Source organism: Erythrobacter longus (assembly GCF_000715015.1).
In the GTDB taxonomy this organism is placed as follows: Bacteria; Pseudomonadota; Alphaproteobacteria; order Sphingomonadales; family Sphingomonadaceae; genus Erythrobacter; species Erythrobacter longus.
The window spans coordinates 303,591-321,181 of sequence record NZ_JMIW01000003.1; the positions used below are offsets into that span (position 1 = coordinate 303,591).

General features: G+C 56.6%; 13 protein-coding genes and 1 other RNA gene. 9 read left to right on the forward strand and 5 right to left on the reverse strand.

What is annotated here, in order from left to right; translation table 11 throughout:
* Positions 1 to 71: 71 nt before the first annotated feature.
* A complete protein-coding gene (locus EH31_RS08640) occupies positions 72 to 1,025 on the reverse strand; it encodes an RluA family pseudouridine synthase (RefSeq protein WP_199797009.1) in 954 nt (317 codons plus the stop codon).
* Positions 1,026 to 1,042: 17 nt separating this feature from the next.
* Between EH31_RS08640 and EH31_RS08645 the strand changes: the two genes are divergently transcribed.
* The 5 genes from EH31_RS08645 (at position 1,043) to rnpB (ending at position 5,518) form a co-directional block, all read left to right on the forward strand.
* Entirely contained in the window at positions 1,043 to 1,450 is a 408-nt protein-coding gene (locus EH31_RS08645; RefSeq protein WP_034959751.1) for a M67 family metallopeptidase, read from the forward strand.
* Positions 1,451 to 1,589: 139 nt separating this feature from the next.
* Positions 1,590 to 2,243, forward strand: a complete 654-nt coding sequence (locus tag EH31_RS08650; RefSeq protein ID WP_034959752.1) for a histidine phosphotransferase family protein — start codon at positions 1,590 to 1,592, stop codon at positions 2,241 to 2,243.
* A 59-nt stretch (positions 2,244 to 2,302) separates the two neighbouring features.
* Positions 2,303 to 3,022 (forward strand): N-acetylmuramoyl-L-alanine amidase, encoded by a 720-nt coding sequence (locus EH31_RS08655; protein WP_034959753.1) that lies wholly within the window; start codon positions 2,303 to 2,305, stop codon positions 3,020 to 3,022.
* 43 nt (positions 3,023 to 3,065) lie between these two features.
* Complete coding sequence (locus tag EH31_RS08660) at positions 3,066 to 5,030, forward strand: alkyl/aryl-sulfatase (RefSeq protein ID WP_034959754.1); 1,965 nt, start codon at positions 3,066 to 3,068, stop codon at positions 5,028 to 5,030.
* A 51-nt stretch (positions 5,031 to 5,081) separates the two neighbouring features.
* An RNA gene (gene rnpB, locus EH31_RS16945) (RNase P RNA component class A) lies at positions 5,082 to 5,518 on the forward strand.
* 117 nt (positions 5,519 to 5,635) lie between these two features.
* Here the strand turns inward: rnpB and EH31_RS08665 are convergent.
* From EH31_RS08665 to EH31_RS08675, 3 genes are all read right to left on the reverse strand, one after another.
* Positions 5,636 to 9,151 carry an autotransporter domain-containing protein gene (locus EH31_RS08665; protein WP_081853315.1) on the reverse strand — a complete coding sequence of 1,172 codons (3,516 nt, stop codon included), beginning with the start codon at positions 9,149 to 9,151 and terminating at the stop codon, positions 5,636 to 5,638.
* A 160-nt stretch (positions 9,152 to 9,311) separates the two neighbouring features.
* Entirely contained in the window at positions 9,312 to 10,622 is a 1,311-nt protein-coding gene (locus EH31_RS08670) for a UDP-glucose dehydrogenase family protein (protein WP_034959756.1), read from the reverse strand.
* A gap of 89 nt (positions 10,623 to 10,711) precedes the next feature.
* Positions 10,712 to 11,518: a metallophosphoesterase family protein gene (locus tag EH31_RS08675; protein ID WP_034960118.1), complete on the reverse strand. Its 807-nt coding sequence runs from the start codon at positions 11,516 to 11,518 to the stop codon at positions 10,712 to 10,714.
* A 360-nt stretch (positions 11,519 to 11,878) separates the two neighbouring features.
* Here EH31_RS08675 and EH31_RS08680 point away from each other — a divergent pair, with 360 nt between their 5' ends.
* Positions 11,879 to 12,805: a TorF family putative porin gene (locus EH31_RS08680; protein WP_034959757.1), complete on the forward strand. Its 927-nt coding sequence runs from the start codon at positions 11,879 to 11,881 to the stop codon at positions 12,803 to 12,805.
* Positions 12,806 to 12,947: 142 nt separating this feature from the next.
* Entirely contained in the window at positions 12,948 to 13,385 is a 438-nt protein-coding gene (locus tag EH31_RS08685) for a VOC family protein (RefSeq protein ID WP_034959758.1), read from the forward strand.
* Positions 13,386 to 13,402: 17 nt separating this feature from the next.
* On the opposite strand, the gene nhaA is transcribed toward EH31_RS08685, so the two are convergent.
* Positions 13,403 to 14,638: a Na+/H+ antiporter NhaA gene (gene nhaA, locus EH31_RS08690; RefSeq protein ID WP_034959759.1), complete on the reverse strand. Its 1,236-nt coding sequence runs from the start codon at positions 14,636 to 14,638 to the stop codon at positions 13,403 to 13,405.
* Positions 14,639 to 14,737: 99 nt separating this feature from the next.
* Between nhaA and EH31_RS08695 the strand changes: the two genes are divergently transcribed.
* The gene (locus tag EH31_RS08695) at positions 14,738 to 16,210 is read left to right on the forward strand and encodes a glycosyl transferase family protein (protein ID WP_081853316.1); all 1,473 of its coding nucleotides are present in this window, start codon (positions 14,738 to 14,740) and stop codon (positions 16,208 to 16,210) included.
* A gap of 440 nt (positions 16,211 to 16,650) precedes the next feature.
* A complete protein-coding gene (locus EH31_RS16885; protein ID WP_152553517.1) occupies positions 16,651 to 17,520 on the forward strand; it encodes a hypothetical protein in 870 nt (289 codons plus the stop codon).
* Positions 17,521 to 17,591: the final 71 nt, after the last annotated feature.

A 17,591-nucleotide genomic window follows, 5' to 3' on the forward strand; every position in this document is an offset into this window, starting at 1 on the left:
CCTGATGGGCATCCGGAGTTACGGGCCACATGGTTACATATATGCGAGTTTCTCTCGTTTTGCAGTGCATTTCATCGATTAGAACGGCCAAGTTCGTCGATTAGTTCCCTCATATCGGGCGGTAAATCCGCAGAAAACCTTAGTTCTTGCCCCAAAACGGGATGGTGGAAACCCAATTCAGCCGCATGAAGCGCCTGCCGTGCGAATCCAAGCTCTGTAAGGAGCGGCTTAAGGGCTTTCGGCGTTTTACCGTAGAGTTGGTCTCCTAATAACGCATGGCCGATTGATGCACAGTGAACGCGCACCTGATGCGTTCGGCCAGTTTCCAAACGGCACTCGATCAATGAACTCGATGAGAGCCTCTGAAGCGTATTATAATGGGTAATGGCGTGTTTTCCGCGTGAGGAATTCTTGTCCAGCACAGCCATTTTCTTTCGGTTGTGGTCCGAGCGGCCCAATCTCTCATCAATCGTACCCGATGAAGGGGTAGGGTGCCCGGCGCAGACTGCCAAATAGCGGCGGTGAACCGAATGTTCGGCAAATTGCGCGGCAAGGCCTTCGTGTGCGGCATCTGACTTGGCGACCACCAGCAGACCCGAGGTGTCTTTATCGATCCGGTGGACGATACCAGGGCGTGCGACACCGCCAATGCCAGAAAGGCTGCCGTCACAGTGATGGAGAAGCGCGTTCACCAAAGTCCCATCCGGATTGCCGGCAGCCGGATGCACCACCATGCCAGCAGGTTTGTTGACGATGATGAGGTGTTCGTCCTCAAACGCGACATCAAGGGGGATATCCTGCGGGCGCGCCTTTGCCTCGGTCGCGGCTGGCACGGCAATACGAAACGCGGCCCCTTGCGCGACCTTGGCGTTGGTAGAGGAGGCGGGCTTGCCGTCTACTTCGACACAGCCTTCGCTGATGAGTGCTTGCACCCGCGCCCGCGACAAATCGGTCGCCTCTGCCAAAGCCTTGTCGAGCCGGGCAGATATTGTGATGGTGCCTTTGATGACTTCTTTGTCGGACATGAGTAAACCCATGGGCTATGACTATTGAGGTGACAAGAGAAGTGCTTGATGCGTTGGGCAAAGCCTCATTGCGCGCTTATCCCAGGGAAGCCTGCGGCATATTGCTGGGCGAGGGGGCGCGGATCATGCGGTTCGTGGAGGCCGCCAATGTGCACCAGGCACCAGAAACGCACTTTGAAGTGGACCCGCAAACTCTTATCGACGCGCACCGATCCGCACGCAAGGGCGACCTGCGAGTGCTAGGCTATTTCCACTCTCACCCCAAGGGGCCAGCAAAGCCTTCAAAAACCGATCAGCGATCAGCGGCAGGAGATGGCAAAATCTGGGCCATTGCAGGCGAGGGAGAAGAAGGAGGCAGGGTTACGTTCTGGCGTGATCAGGCGGGCGGGTTCGAGCCGCTTTCCCACGCCCCGATTGATGGGTAATAAAAGCCACACACAGCGCGCACCCGTTCATTTTTTGAGCCGCTTTGGTGGAACTTTCGAACCCGCCTGTGGCCTGATACATTTTTTGGCTTTAGACAGTGTGCCAAACGTGCCAAACTTTCCACGGACAAGGGCCTAAATGACTTCACAAACCGATCTCGCCGCGCTTTTGTGTTCGCGCCTGTGCCATGATTTATTGTCGCCAGTAGGAGCGCTTTCCAACGGGATTGAACTTCTGGCAGATGAAACCGATCCGGAAATGCAAAAACGCTGTATGGAATTGCTTGAACAAAGCGCCAAGACCAGCACGGACAAGCTCAAATTCTTCCGCCTCGCCTTTGGCGCCGCTGGCGGATTTGGCGAATATGTCCCTGTCGAAGAAGCGCAGGAAGTGATCGGATCATTGGCTGCCGATGCAAAACGGGTTGAGCTCAATTGGGCGATCTCCGATGCGAAACTGCCCAAGGCCGCGATCAAGGTCATGCTCAACCTTGCCCAGATCGCGCTGGACGCTTTGGTGCGGGGCGGCACATTGGACATCGGGGCAGAGCGGACCGGCGGCAATGTTGAAATCGTCGCGCGGGCAACGGCTGAAAAACTCGCCTTTGATGAAACCATCGGACAGGCCTTGCAGGGCGAACTCCCCGATGCCGACATCTCGAGCCGCACTGCGGCCGCTCACATGATTGCCTTGCTGGCCAAAGAAATGGGTGGCGGGCTGCAATTCGCAATGGCGGACGGCGCGCTTGTTCTGGGCGCGGTTCTGCCGGAGCCCGAGGGGATGATTGGGTGAGCGATAGGCTCCCTGCTGTCCCGCCACTGGGCAAGAAACCCAAGGGCGAATGGCGCGATATGGAGGTGAGCGAACTTGTTCACCGGGTTCAGCCATCGCCCAATTTCGGTGAGCGCGGGTTGCCGATCACCATGTTGGTGATCCATTACACCGAGATGAAGCCGGTCGAAACCGCGCTTAACCGGTTGACTGATCCCGAAGCGGGCGTTTCTGCGCATTACCTCATCACCGAAGAGGGCGAGGTTATCCAATTGGTGAGTGAGGCAAAGCGCGCCTGGCATGCTGGCGCGTCGTACTGGCGGGGCATCAAGGATGTAAATTCGGCCAGCATCGGGATTGAGCTTGACCATCCCGGCCATGACCCGGCGAACGGCGGCTATCGCGGCTTTGCGGAAAGCCAGTTCGAAGCGCTCCTGCCTCTAGTCGCGCGGATCATCAAAGACCACGATATCGCACGCGCCAATGTGGTGGGGCACTCAGACGTTGCCCCCATGCGCAAATTGGACCCCGGCGAGCTCTTCCCGTGGGAGCGATTGTCAGAATACGGCCTGTGCCTGCCGACACCCGCGAGATTTGAGAAAGGCGATCCCTTCGATAATGATGGGGCCTTCCTTCTCGCGTTGGAGCGTTTTGGATACGATATCACTGAAGGGATCAAGGCGATTGAGGCGTTTGAGCGGCGTTGGCGCCCGGAACGCATTGAGGGCAAGCCTGATGCGCAATTGGGCGCGATTCTTTGGCAATTGCTGCTTGAGCGGGATCAGGGGCTGACGCGATAGTCCGAAAAAGGACGGGTGTCAGACCGATTTGGGGGAGGATAAAATGAGATCGATTTCTGCATTGCTTGGCGCGTGTGCATTGTTGTCCTTGGTGGGCAACGCTCCTCCACCTCAAGGTGTCGCAAGTGAGCAAACTGCCTCTCACAATTCAAGCGTTGCGCAACGCTTGCCGCTGACCAGTGATGAGGATTTCAAGAACGCTCGCCGTGGTCTTTTGGCTCAGCTTGAGGGGGACATCCTCAATGACGATGGTACCACTGCCTGGGCCATCCCTGATTTCGACTTCCTGAATTCTGAGTCCCCCTCAACAGTCAATCCATCGCTTTGGCGGCAAAGCCAGCTGACCGCGATCCACGGCCTGTTTGAAGTAGTGCCCGGCATCTATCAGATACGCGGCTATGACCTCTCGGTAATGACCTTGATCGCAGGGGAAAGCGGCTGGATCGTGATTGACCCGCTGCTTACCCCGGCACCCGCAAAGGCAGGGCTTGCTCTTGCAAATGCAACCTTGGGGGAGCGTCCCGTTGTTGCCGTGCTTTACACCCACAGCCATGCTGACCATTTCGGCGGCGTTTTGGGCGTAACTTCGCGCGAAGCTCTTGCTGCTGGCGAGGTTGAGATCATCGCGCCCGCCGGCTTTACAGCCGAGACCGTCGGCGAAAGCGTCCTTGCAGGCGCTGCGATGGGACGCCGCGCGCAATATCAATTTGGCGCAAACATTCCGGTGGGTGCGCAAGGTGTTGTTGGCGTGGGGCTTGGCCCAAAGCTTTCAACCGGTCCGATCGGCCTGCTCCCTCCCACGCGCGAGCTTGGTACCCAAAATGAGCGGCTTGAGCTTGACGGCGTTGTGTTCGAATTCCTCGATGCTGGCGGGACCGAGGCGCCATCTGAGTTCGTGTTCTACCTCCCGCAATATGGCGCGCTTCATGTTGCCGAAGTTGCCACCCGCAATTTTCACAATATCCTGACACCGCGCGGCGCTCTGGTGCGAGACAGCCTTAAATGGAGCCGCACGCTCGATGATATCCTGATGCAGTTTGGCACGGGATCGAAAGTCATGCTTGCCTCGCACCACTGGCCCATATGGGGCAGCGAACAGGTGCGCGAGGCGTTGCGCAATCAGCGCGATATGTATCGCTTTACCCACGACCAGACGCTGCGCCTTGCAAACCAAGGGGCAACGATGGACGAGATCGCCGATGCTATTGGCGAACCGGATTTTGCCCGCAATGACTTTGGCACGCGCGGCTATTACGGCACCTACGAACACAATTCTCGAGCTGTTTATCAACGGTATTTTGGTTGGTGGAACGCGGTTCCTGCTGATTACAACCCGCTGCCAAAGGCTGAAGAGGCGAGCAAATGGGTCGAGGCCATTGGCGGGAGTGATGCGGCTCTTGCAAAAGGGCAGGAAGCGTTTGAGGCGGGCGATTACCGCTGGGGCGCGCGCCTGTTGCAAAACTTGGTCTTTGCCGATCCTGAAAATGAAGCGGCCCGTTTGTGGCTTGCGGCGACTTACGAGCAGCTTGGTTTCCAATCCGAAGGCGGGACGTGGCGCAATATCTATCTGTCAGCTGCGGATGAACTGCGAAAGCCAAGAGCCAATGCCGACATCACAACGGCGGGCGTAGGCGTGCTGGCTTCTGTGCCCACAATCGATCTGTTTGATGCGCTTGCCACACGGTTCAATCCGGCAAAGATGCGCGGGGAACCTGCTCTTCTGCAATTCAGCTTCTCCGATACGCAGGAGACCATAACTGTCGATATGCGCCGCAGCGTAATGTATCCGCGTAAGGGCGAGGCTCTGGATGAGGGCCAAGGTCAGGGCGCAGCCGCTGTGCTCACCATTGCGCGTAGCGATTTCAATCGCCTGCTTGCACAAGAGGTGGATGTCCAGTCGCTTCTTGCAAGCGGTGCTGCGACGATTGAGGGCAATCCGATGGCCCTGTTGACCTTGTTCCAAGCGTTCGACCGGCCTGATCCCCAGTTTGATATCGTCATTCCCTAGAGCGGCTTTTGACTTTCATACCCTTGCGCGATCCTGTATGGCGCATCGCATCAGGGGGCTGAGGCAGCCGCGTGTGCTTTAGGGTGCGCGAGGAAAGTCCGGGCTCCACGAAACATGGGTGGCGGGTAACGCCCGCCGAGTGGTGGCCTTCGGGTCAGCGCCTAGGGAAAGTGCCACAGAAAGCATACCGCCGATGGCTCCATTGGAGAACAGGCAAGGATGAAAGGGTGCGGTAAGAGCGCACCGGGGTTCTGGTAACAGCGCCCGCATGGCAAACCCCACCCGGAGCAAGGCCAAATAGGGGTCTCGCGCTCACCGCAAGGTAGGGCAGGGGTGTTTCGCCCTGAGGAGACCCGGGTTGGCTGCTTGAGCGCACTTGGCAACAGGTCGCCCAGATGAATGGTTGCCGCCGCGGAAGCTGGTCACCGAGGAAACGAGGTCGATACCGTCCGTGGATACAGAACCCGGCTTATGACGCCCCCTGATATTTTTAGCGCACCGGTGACGGATGACCGGTCCATTCCCGAAACCCAAAGCAAAACGCCGGGCCTTACCAAGTGGCAAGGCCCGGCGCTTGTTAGAGCGGGAAAAGCTCTAGTGTAGGCTTAGAAGCGCCAGCTCAGCGAAGCCTGCGCCTGGTCGTTCGAGAGAACGCCGCGGCCCATGTCTGAGGTGACAGAGACAGATGCTGAGAAGTTGTTGCCCAGCAGCATCTCGGCGCCAGCATTGACGCTCACCCATTGTGGGTCGAGCGCGTTTGAGATCTCAAACGGCGTGTCTGAAGCGCCGAAGAAGTGTGCAACCACTGTGTCCTCGGTATCGGCCAGTTCGCGGGCATAAGCCACCGAACCAAAGGCACGAAGCGAGCTCTTCTCGGTTGCCATGATGTCCACGCTAGCCATCGCACCAACCTTTGCCCCTACCGAGGTGAAGGTACGGTCAGCAACGGAGAGACCAAAAGCACCAGCACCGGTCTCATCAAAGCCACCGATACGGTTGCTGAGATAATCCATGCTGACCACTGGACCCACTTCGAGACCTTGCGCAAGATCGAAAGCGTAGCCAAGGCGAACGCCGCCGAAGACTTGATCACCATCAGATTGACCCACAGATGAGTCAAACGCATTCAGGAACTCGCCAGATGACTGACGGGTAGAGCCCAGACGTTGATCCGCGGTACCGGCATAACCATCAGCGAAGAGGCCACCGTCGCTGTAAGTCGCGTAAATTGCGACCGAGCGGCTGATGTCTTCTTGCGGTTGGTTACCGGCAAGCGCCAGCTGGCTGTTGCGGATGTTGGACACCGCGACGCCGAAGCTGAAGTCTTCTGACAGACGAAGGTCTGCACCAACGGTGATCTCACCGGCTTGGTTCAAAGATGCCTGTTCAAAGGCATTTGCGCCAATCTCGCCAGTGCTCAGACCGTTGACACCAAAAGCGCCAAAGCCAGAGGTGCCATTGCCAGAAACGCTCTGCTGGAGCTGGCCACCGTTACGGTAGATGCCAGATGCGGTACCGAAGACGCCGACCTTACCGATTTCAGCAGGTGCACCGCCAGCAATCGCATAGCTCGCATTGCCAGCAGCGGTGAAGCCGCCTGCAGCCCGCGATCCGTCACGCAGAGCCAGAGTGCGCTGAGCAATCTGACCTGTGAAACGGTGCGAGAACGAGTTCGCCGTGAAGGTCTGGTTGAACGCGCTCACTGGCGTGATGGCGGTCAACGTGCTGCCAAGCGTGTCGAAGCTTGCGCTATCGACAAAGTCGAACAGACCGGCAAATTCAGTGAAGCGTGATGCACGAAGGTTATCAAGCGCTCCGCCCAGCGATTCCATCTGGCTGCCACGGCTCAGTGTGCGAAGGCTGCGAGCGGTGATCTCTACGATCACTTCGCCGCCTTCTACCCGGCTTTCAGCCTGCAGTGTTGCAGAGTTGCTGAGAAGAACGGTGCTGTCGAAGGTACCATCAATCGCGCCAGCGGTAAGAGCGGTATATTCTGTACCAAAGCGAGGACGACGATCTTCAGTGCTTACCAACAGTGTACCACCAAGGAAGGCTGTGCCGGTAATGTCGTACACGTCCGAGCTGACTGCCCCGCGACGACCACGGCTGAATTCCGAAAGGATGAAGCCGGCAGACGTTTGGAGGAAATCACCATTGACGGTCATGTCGCCAAACGCCCCAAAACCACCAGCATTCAGCAGGCCGTTGCCATTCAGAAGGGCATTGGTGTTGATTGTACCACCGTTACCGGCAAGCTCACCGCTAACGAGAAGGTAGAACGGCGTGTTCACCGTGCCGTCAACTTCGACCAAGCCACCGAATTGTTCGATGTCCTGAATAATGGTCAACGCAAATGGCGAGTCCACGAAGAGTTCAGCGTCTGATGCGTTAACGACCAGCTTGTCGATCTCAACGTCGAGATCAACGGTGGTGCGTCCTGCATTGTTCATATGAACTTCGAAGTACTGTGCCGGGTTTGCGAATGCGACGCCAATAGTACCGTCGGTGTTCTGAGGAACAAAGCCGGTCGAACCTGGGCCAAGCAGAACCGAGCTTTCAGGAACGGTGGTATCAATGCCTTCGAAGCCAGGAGTGATATCGGTTGGGAAGCCGGAGATATCCTGACCCAAGATCGAACCGAAGTTCCCGCCGGATGCAGTAATGCCTGGCTCGGGCCCCGTTGGAATACCGTTGACGATATTGCCATTTGCGTCCTGGATAAAGAAGCCCGGATCGAGATCCTGCGTCCAGTGTGTTGCATCTGACCAGTTGCCGTCACCAGCATTGGCAGAAACATACTTATAAGGCGTGTTCTCGGTGATGAACTCAAAGAACGGATAGAGCGGGTTGTAGAAGCTTACATCTGAGTAAGTGCCGCCGAGGCCGAAGAAGTCAAACCCGCCCGAAAGAACGCCGATTGCAAGCGGGAAGCCCGCAAGCTGGTCAGCAACCAGTGGAGAGCCCGAATCGCCCGGACCCGTGCCTGCTTCACCAGGAAGAGCATCGCCATCGAAGAAGTCTATGCCAAGCACGTTGTCAATCGTGCCACAGCTGATGTTGGAGCCGGTGAAGTCACAACCAGCTACTTCTTCAGGTGTACGATCAGGGTTGTCGAAATCGGTCCAGTAGTAGTTCTGGCTCTCGAACCCGAGCGTCTGCGTTGCAGGAGCGAAGTCCGGGAATACCCCATCAATAAAGTCACTGGTGCTGCCCAGAAGGCCGAGCATGTTTTCACCGACACGGCGAAGGAAGCGGCTGCCCGCGTTCGTACCGCCGGTAAGGCCGGTGCCGTTGGTGCCGTAACCGACTTGAAGAACGTGAGTCACTTCGGAGAGCGGTGTGAGCAAGATCGACAAAGACGGCACGTCCGTGATCGGCGCATCGACTGCGATCAAAGCAACGTCGGCCCATGGGAAACCAAGGCCGATGTTATCAGGATTGCCAGTTGGGTGGATAATGACATCGGTGCTCGAAGCAACGCCACCATCGGCATATCCTGCACCGTTACCAATGTAGGTAAACACACGGTCGGCGCTGCTCTGACCCGTCGCAACCAGAACCGTGGTCGCTGCGCCAGAGCCTGGCAGGCCGTAGCTTTCCGATGAAATCGTCGCAATCGGACCCTCGCTGCCGTTGAGGCAGTGAGCGGCGGTCAGGATCGTACGCGGGTTGATCACACTGCCTGTGCAGTTGAAGAACACGCCGCCATCAGAGTTGCGTTGCTGGAACAGGTGAACCGCATAAGGAGCAATGTTGTCCGGATCGCCAAAATCGACGCCCACGTCGTCGCGAACGAGGAGTCTCTGGTCTGGATCAACGATCGAACCAATAAAGCCACCATCGGTGCGCGATGTACGGAAGTCCGCAATCGTTGCAACGTCAGGCTGAAATTCGAACGCGTCAATTCCTTGGAATGTGTTGAGCGGCGACATTGCCGCGCGGACGCTCGATGTGTCACTGTCAGTTTCATTATCCGCTTCCAGACGGAACGAAACTTCATCGGTTGGGCCTTCGCCGCCTGCTGTTGCTGCGTCACCGCCGGAGGCGTGAGCAGGTGCAGTGGCTAGAGCTCCAGCAAGAGCCATGCAGCCCGCACTAGAGAGTAGGATACGATTTTTCATGTATTGCCCCTTTGCATAGGTGTTTCCCCTGCGAGAGACGCTACATAGCTAAGGGCTGATTCCCAAGTTAATTTTTACACAAAATTTACTTTTGCGCCGTCCAATACTGGGACTCTATCGTTAACGGAAAGCTTAGTAAAATATCCTTGCGCGAAGGCGCCTATTCGCGTCCAATACTTGCGTACGTGAATCCACGAGAGCGCACGTCTTCAGGCGAATAGATGTTCCGCAGGTCAACAAGGACAGGAGCATTGGCCAAATCAGCGACTCGAGAAAGATCGAGCGCGCGAAACGCATCCCATTCGGTGACGATGACAGTGGCATCCGCCCCTTTGATTGCTTCATAGGGGTCATCACACATTTTCACTTCGGGCATGAGAGGCTGCGCAAGATCCATGCCTTCGGGATCATATGCGGACACCTCGACCCCCGCATCGGTCAGTGTTTGCGCGACCGCAATCGCAGGGGAGTCGCGCATATCATCAGTGTTGGGTTTGAAGGTCAGGCCCAGAAGCGCTGCTTTCTTCCCGCGCGCTTCGTCTACACCGCCCAATGCATCGAGCACTTTGCGGCCCATGGCCCGCTTGCGGCTCTCATTGACCTTGACGACCGCTTCTACAATGCGCGTTGGACTGTCGTAGTCCTCGGCAGTTTTAAGAAGGGCAAGGGTGTCTTTGGGAAAGCACGAACCGCCATAGCCGGGGCCTGCGTGCAGGAACTTGGGGCCAATGCGGTTGTCCATGCCAATGCCGCGGCTCACGTCCTGGACGTTGGCGCCTACTTTCTCGCACAGATCGGCCATTTCGTTGATGAAAGTGATCTTGGTCGCAAGGAAAGCGTTGGCGGCGTATTTGATTAGCTCGCTGGTGCGGCGCGAGGTGAAGAGAATGGGCGACTCGTTCAGGAACAGCGGGCGGTAAACCTCGCTCATAATGTCGCGGCCAAATTCGTCTTCTGCACCGATCACAATGCGATCTGGGCGCTTGAAGTCACCAATTGCAGCGCCTTCGCGAAGAAATTCAGGGTTGGAGACAACGGCAAAGCGATGCTGGGTCCCGCTGTCTGCGAGAATGCGCTCAACCTCATCACCAGTGCCAACCGGCACAGTTGATTTGGTGACGATCACCGCTTCATTTGCAAGGCTCTCGCCAATCTCTTCGGCCACGGCATAAACGAACGAAAGATCAGCATGGCCATCACCCCGGCGACTGGGAGTGCCAACCGCGATAAAGATTGCCGATGCATCCTTGATGCCTTCGGCAAGCGAGGTCGTGAAGGAAAGTCGGCCTGCCTTCACATTGGTGTCCACCAAAGCGTCGAGCCCGGGTTCATAGATTGGCATGATGCCGTCGTGCAGACGGTCGATCTTGCCTTGATCTTTATCGATGCAGACCACCTCGTGGCCAAAATCTGCAAAACACGCACCAGATACGAGCCCAACATAGCCCGAACCCACCATTGCAATTTTCATCGTCTATGTCCCTTGGGTCAAAACGTCATTCAAGCCGTTCAAACGAACGCTAGCGGCCCGCTGAACTCCGGCGAAACGCGAAGGGCATTTTAGTGCCCGCGTTCCCCGTGAAATATCTCTACTGGATCATCACCGTTCTGGATCGTTTGAATGATCCGTCGCTGGTCCCCTTCCAGTACGAGCGCGCTAAGCACACCTGAACGAAAAGCGCCAGTGTCAATCCCGATCCGGTTGCCGCAATCCATCACCTTGTTGAAGATTGTGTGACCATGGACGATCACTTTATCCAACGGACCCTCGTGGTTAAGGAAGCGATCGCGGATCCACAGAAGGTCTGCGCGCTTTTGTTCATCGATCGGCAGGGCAGGGTCGATCCCTGCGTGAACAAACATGTAGTCGCCTGCGATAATATACTCTTCAAAAGAGGCGATGTAGTCGCGCTCGGACTGAGAGATGAGCTGCGGCAGAGCGGTATATAGCTCGTCCAATGTCATGGCATTGAATTGCTTCTTGTTAAGGCCGTAAGACATGATCGTTTCGCGCCCACCATGTTTCAAGAAATGGCGCAAAATCTCGGGCTTTTTGAAAGCGTCGAGCATCATCTGCTCGTGATTGCCCGCCAGCACGCGCACTGCGCGCCGGCTTTGCCATTGACGGGCAAGGGCAACAACTCCGGCGCTATCGGGCCCCCGGTCCACGAGATCGCCTAGCAGGACGACCTGAGTGTTCGCGTTGCCGCGTGAGGCATCATCGTCTTCAATCGCTGCAACCATCGCTTCAAACAGGTCGAGGCGACCGTGAATGTCACCGATCAGATAATAGCGCTCACCGTTCGGCACGCTGGGCAGCGGTGCCTGAGAGCGCGGTTTAAAAAAGGATCGAATGGCGTTTAGCATGTTTTTGATCACGCGCCCTTGTTCGGGCAAAGATGTTTGGGTGAGCCTGTCTGGTTAGAACCGGTGCATCGCTATGCACTCCACTCTCTAGGCGGGGCGAGGATTAACGGCAACTGATCCTGATGCGATTGTGCCACGAATGTCCCGGGCTTGGGCTGACCTTGCGATAAAACGGTGGTGCACAAACTCCACAATGGACCATGTTTTTGGCCAGCTTTGACCGTTTTGCGCAATTTCTCTTGTGCTATGCAGCATGAATGTGCACGATTGTGTCGCGATCGGATGAGACTGCATTTAAAAAATAGCAGCCGGCGACCGTGCAGGTGGGACGAAGCAACAACAATAACAAAGGAAGTTGTAATGCTCACGTCCATCCGCGGCCTTTCGGCCGCAACCCTCTCTGTTGGTCTGTTTCTTTCTGCAGCGCCAGCTCTTGCCGAAGACGCCCCTGATGGCGAAGGCACTTCTATTGACCAAGCCAATGAAGTGGCGGCGGTCACGCCCGAGCTTATTGCGGCGTCTGCAGCTCTTGAAGCTGGGCAGGGACTTTCCACAAGTTCGCCGGCCATCCAACCCATTGACGAAACCCTTGCCAGCAAAATGGCAGGCGACACCGGGCTGACTTTTTCGGCCAATGTCGCATTTGCAACCGAGTACCGGTTCCGCGGAGTTAATCTCTCCGATGGTGAATTCGCTGTTCAAGGTGGTTTCGATGTAAGCCATTCGTCGGGCCTTTATGTCGGCACCTGGGCGTCCAATATCGATGAGCAGACCGTTGGTTATGGCTCAACCGAAGTCGACCTTTACGGCGGCTGGAGCGGCGGCCTTGGTGAAGGTGTGTCAGCCGACGTTGGTGTCATCTATTATCTGTATCCTGATGCTCCTTTTGCATCTGGCGACACAGATTATGTCGAGTTTTATGGTTCATTGAGCTTTTCGCTTGCGTCTGTCTCGGTCACCCCGGGCATTGCATATGCGCCTGACCAAAACTCGCTCGGAAACACCGACAACCTTTATCTCTACACTGATTTGAGCGTTGGCATTCCAGACACTCCGGTCAGCCTGAACGGTCACATCGGTTATACCGATGGTTTCCTGACCTTCACCAATGACAGCAAGGCATGGGACTGGTCGGTCAGCGCAGATTACGCGCTTAACGACACTTTCACTCTCAGCGCGGCTTACATTGGCGTTGAAGGCGATGCCGCCAACGACCTTATTCAGCCTGATGGCGACCTCGTCTTTACCGGCGACGCATTTGTCGCAACACTCTCAGCGAGCTTCTAAGCGTCACACACCAAATATAGCCCGCAGCTAAGCGGGAGGAACGAGGGGCGCAGGGCTGAAAGGTCTTGCGCCCTTTTCCTTGCCCGTGTTCAAGGCCGTGTTGAATATAGCGCGCGCCCGAGGGGGCGAAAGGAAAGCTGAAATGGTCAAATATCTACACTCAATGATCCGCGTTACCGATCCGGATGCGGCGGTTGCGTTCTTTGAACTCATCGGAGTGAAAGAGGTGCGGCGATTTGATGTGCAGGCCGGGCGTTTTACTCTGATCTTCCTTGCCGCACCGGGCCAGGAAGGCATTGCCGAGGTTGAATTGACCTACAACTGGCCACCTGAAGATGGGAGTGAACCCGAACGGTATGATGGCGGACGGAGCTTCGGGCATCTCGCCTTCAGGGTCGATGACATCTACGAAACCTGCGCCCGGCTTGCCGAGGCTGGCCATACAATCCACCGTCCCCCGCGCGATGGTCACATGGCTTTCGTCAAAACACCCGACGGTATCTCGATTGAACTACTGCAAGAGGGCAATCTGGAACCCAAGGAGCCTTGGGCCAGCATGGAAAATACCGGCAGTTGGTGAGGCCAGGGGGCGCGACTTCAGGCTTCGCTTGGCTGCTGGCCCTGATCATCGCATTCCTCCGGTGTGTGCTTTGTGGTCATCATTAAAACGATGAAGCCAAGCACCGCCGAAATCGCAGAGCCTGTGAGAATTCCGATCTTCGCTTCCTCGACCAATATCGGTTGATCCGGGAATGCAAGACCGCCGATAAACAGGCTCATCGTAAAGCCGATCCCGCACAAGATTGAGACGCCCCAGATCTCCGGCCAGCTTGCATTGTCTGGACGCGGCGCAAAACCGGTTTTGTCGGCGAGCCATACGGTTGTGAAAATCCCAACTTGCTTGCCAATCACAAGGCCTGCAGCAATCGCGACCGGCAGTGGGTCAAGCAAAGCGCTAACCCCAAGCCCCTGAAGCGACACGCCCGCATTGGCAAAACCAAAGATAGGTACGATCAGATAGGCGCTCCACGGTGCAAGGCCGTGCTCAAGCTTTTCGAGCATGGAATTGCCGTCGCTGCGTTTGAGCGGGATGGTGAGCGCTGCCACAACCCCGGCGATGGTTGCGTGAACGCCCGTGTTCAAAACGCAGTACCAAAGCACCACTGAAAGCAGGATGTAGGGCCAGAAAACGGAAACCCTAAACCGGTTCAGTGCAATCATCGCTGCGAGCACGCCGGTCGCCGCCAAAAGCCAGGTGAGATAGATCGTCGGCGTGTAGAAAATCGCAATGACAAGCACGGCGCCAATGTCATCGACAATCGCAACCGTAAGGAGAAACAAGCGCAATGAGGCAGGAACCCGGCTGCCCAAGAGGCCCAACACGCCCATTGCAAAAGCGATGTCGGTTGCCGCGGGAATGGCCCAACCGCTGGTAAATTGGCCGCCGCCAGAGACACTGATGTAAACGATGGCGGGTGCGACCATACCCGCAAAAGCGGCAAGCATGGGAAGCCGCCGGGCAGCAGGATCGGAAAGCGAGCCTGCAATCATGTGACGTTTTACTTCCAGTCCAACGACGAAGAAGAAGATCGCCATCAAGCCATCATTGATCCAATAATGGAGGTCTTTGAGTTTTGCGATCGGGGTCCAGGCAAGTTTCCCGTAAAACAGCTCCCTGTACTCATCGGAAAACGCCGAGTTAGCCGCAAGCATCGCAGCGCCAGCAACCAATATCAGCAATATTCCAGCAGACGCATCGCCCACAAATAGAGCCCGCACAGGCGCAAAAACGCGGCGTAATGGGCTGGAAGTACTGGAAATATTGTCAGACATTAATTTAAGTCCATTTTGGATGTATTTGTTGTGGTTGCTATGTCTTTAGGGGGGTGTTAATCAATTAGTAGTTCAAGGATATCGGGGGCCTTGAATTGTATGGTATCTGATATTTGGCAATTTCTGGCTCTATTACAGTACGAACTGCTTCTGTTCGCAGGGGTTTTCTTTCTAATGGGTGCTATCGATGACTTTGCTGTCGATTTAGCATGGCTATGGCTGAAACTGACCGGACGGGCAAGGACCGCAAAGGTTGATCGTAGCCAATTGCAGTCCAAAACGCTTGATGGCCGCGCTGCTGTTTTCATTCCTGCTTGGCAAGAAGCCGAAGTGATATCCGACACAATCCGCCATTTGCTTGGTGTTTGGCCCCAAGACACCTTGAGGCTCTATATCGGGGTATATCGAAATGATCCGGCAACCCTAAAGGCCGCGATGCGCGCAGCACAAGGGGATGTGCGCTTGCGGTTGGTCGTTCATGATCGTGATGGTCCATCCACAAAAGCGGACTGCCTAAACCGACTTTACGAAGCGATGAGCGACGATGAACGGCGTTCGTCTTCGCGCTTTTCTTATGTGTTGTTTCACGATGCTGAGGACATGGTCGATCCAGCTGGGCTTGGTCTTTTGGATTGGGCGATATCTGATGGCGCTGATTTTGCGCAATTGCCGGTCGAGCCGCTTCCGCAGGCGTCCCGCGATTGGCTTGGCAGTCACTATTGCGAAGAATTTGCTGAGGCGCATGGCAAGGCGATGGTCGTGCGAAGTGCCGTTGGCGCTGCATTGCCTGCCGCTGGCGTGGGCTGCGCAATGGCGCGCGGTGCGCTTGAGAAATTGGCTGCAGAAAGCAGCGAAGGTGTGCCGTTTGATCCTGCGTCACTTACCGAAGATTATGAGCTGGGTCTTGCCATCGCCGAGCAGGGCGGGCGATGCCGTTTTGTAAGAGCGCGGGGCGAGGATGATCGACTGATTGCAACACGCGCGTTTTTCCCGTCCAAACTTTCTGAAATTGTGCGTCAGAAGACGCGCTGGGTCCATGGGATCGCACTTCAAGGGTGGGACCGAACGGGCTGGAGCGGGGGCGCTGCTGAAACGTGGATGCGCGCACGCGACAGGCGCGGGCCTTTAACTGCGCTTGTTCTGGCGCTGGGATACTTCCTCTTGGCGCTCACGCTCATTATTTCGGTGGCGAGCGCTTTTGGCATGACTCCGCCAATGGTTGTTTCGCCTTTGATGTTCACGCTTATCACCGCGAATTTGTGCTTCTTTATCTGGCGTATCGTGTGGCGTTTCCTCTTTACCGCCCGCAATTACGGCGTTGCAGAAGGTATTTTTGCCATTGTCCGATTGCCGATGACCAACATCATCGCGATCATGGCAGGGCGCCGCGCTATCCTTGCATATTGGCGCACATTCTTTGGACGAGGCATCGTTTGGGACAAAACGGCGCACAGCCGCCATCCTGCTAAACCGAGCTTGAGCCACGAACAGCCGGTACAAAGGCAGATCCATGTGCCCGCAGCCAGATACCGGCGGAACCGGCAAGCTGTGCCGAGGCAAGCGCGCAGATGAAGGCAAGCAAGACGATCGGTAAGCGAGGAACCCCGCTTGCGATGCTTGCTGTTTTGCTCGGCGCGTGGGTGTGCGTGCGCGTGGTCACTTGGGACAGTCCGTTTGCGTACACCGCGATGGCAAAAGCGCCAGATCCGGCGGTCCTCGGATCCCAATCAGATAGGCCGGTCGGAAAAACCGCTGTAGCTTCAATGATGCCAGCGCCCCATTCAATCGCATATCCGCAGTTCAATCGATATCTGCCTTATCCGCCCGTCCCTTTTCTGCCTGCCCCGTACCTTTCGCCACAAGGTTATGTCCTGTACCCGCCACCTGGATATTACGCGTATCCGCCAGCTTATCTTCAGCCACCACCACAAATGTACGGGCCTGCTGTGCGCCCGGGGCGTCAAACGATGCCTTACCCGGAAAGGGCCGCCGCTTTTCCGCTCGCGCCTCGCATGAATGGTGACAGACACCCTTCGGCACAGCAACGCTTGCTGCTCGATTGGAGTTTGCACGGTGCGCACAACGGCAATGCAGCTCTTGCTAAGCGCGAGGGGCAATACCTTGATGCAAGGGAGGCTTCTCCTGCGCCATTTCCCGCGCAGCCAGGCTACGCCATCCAGGCTTCATCTGATCGATGGATGCTCGATGCATTTGGCTTCTTCCGGCAAGGGTCAAATGCGGTTACGATACCGCAAGGCCGGCGCCCCATTTATGGCGCGAGCCAGGTCGCCGCGAACCTTCAATGGCGCGCGCGTCCATCCTCTAGCCATGATCCGCGGGTCTATGCCCGCGCCTATCATGCACTGGTGACCGGAGGCGAGACGGAGCTTGCAGCGGGCGTCTCAGCTTTGCCCCTTGGGAGTGTGCCAGTGCGATTGTATGGCGAGCTTCGGGCGACCCGCAATCCTCAGCTCTCGAACGGAGCTATCTCGGCTCAAACGAACCTGCGCCCGGCCGCCTATGCCGCGACCGAACTCCCACCTCAAAAATTGCCCCTTGCGCTTTCACTCGAAGCCTATGGTGCAGGCGGATATGTTGGAGGCAATGCCGACACATATTTTATCGATGGGCAAGCGGCCGTTACGCGCAGGCTATTGCAGCTGGGAAAATCGGGGTCTCCTTCGGCCTCTGTAAGCCTTGGCGCAGGCGTATGGGGCGGGGCGCAAAAGGATGCTCGGCGCGTTGATATTGGCCCCACTCTGCGGTTCGATGTTGATATAGGGAATTTGCCTGCACGCGTCTCGGTCGATTACCGTGAGCAGGTTGCAGGAGATGCAGAGCCCGATTCAGGCGTCGCAGCCACGGTTTCGACCCGCTTCTGAGGTTTCATATTGGAGATCAATGGGGGTAGGGGGCAAACGCGCCTTCCCACGCCAGCGCCGCTGGGGTAGTC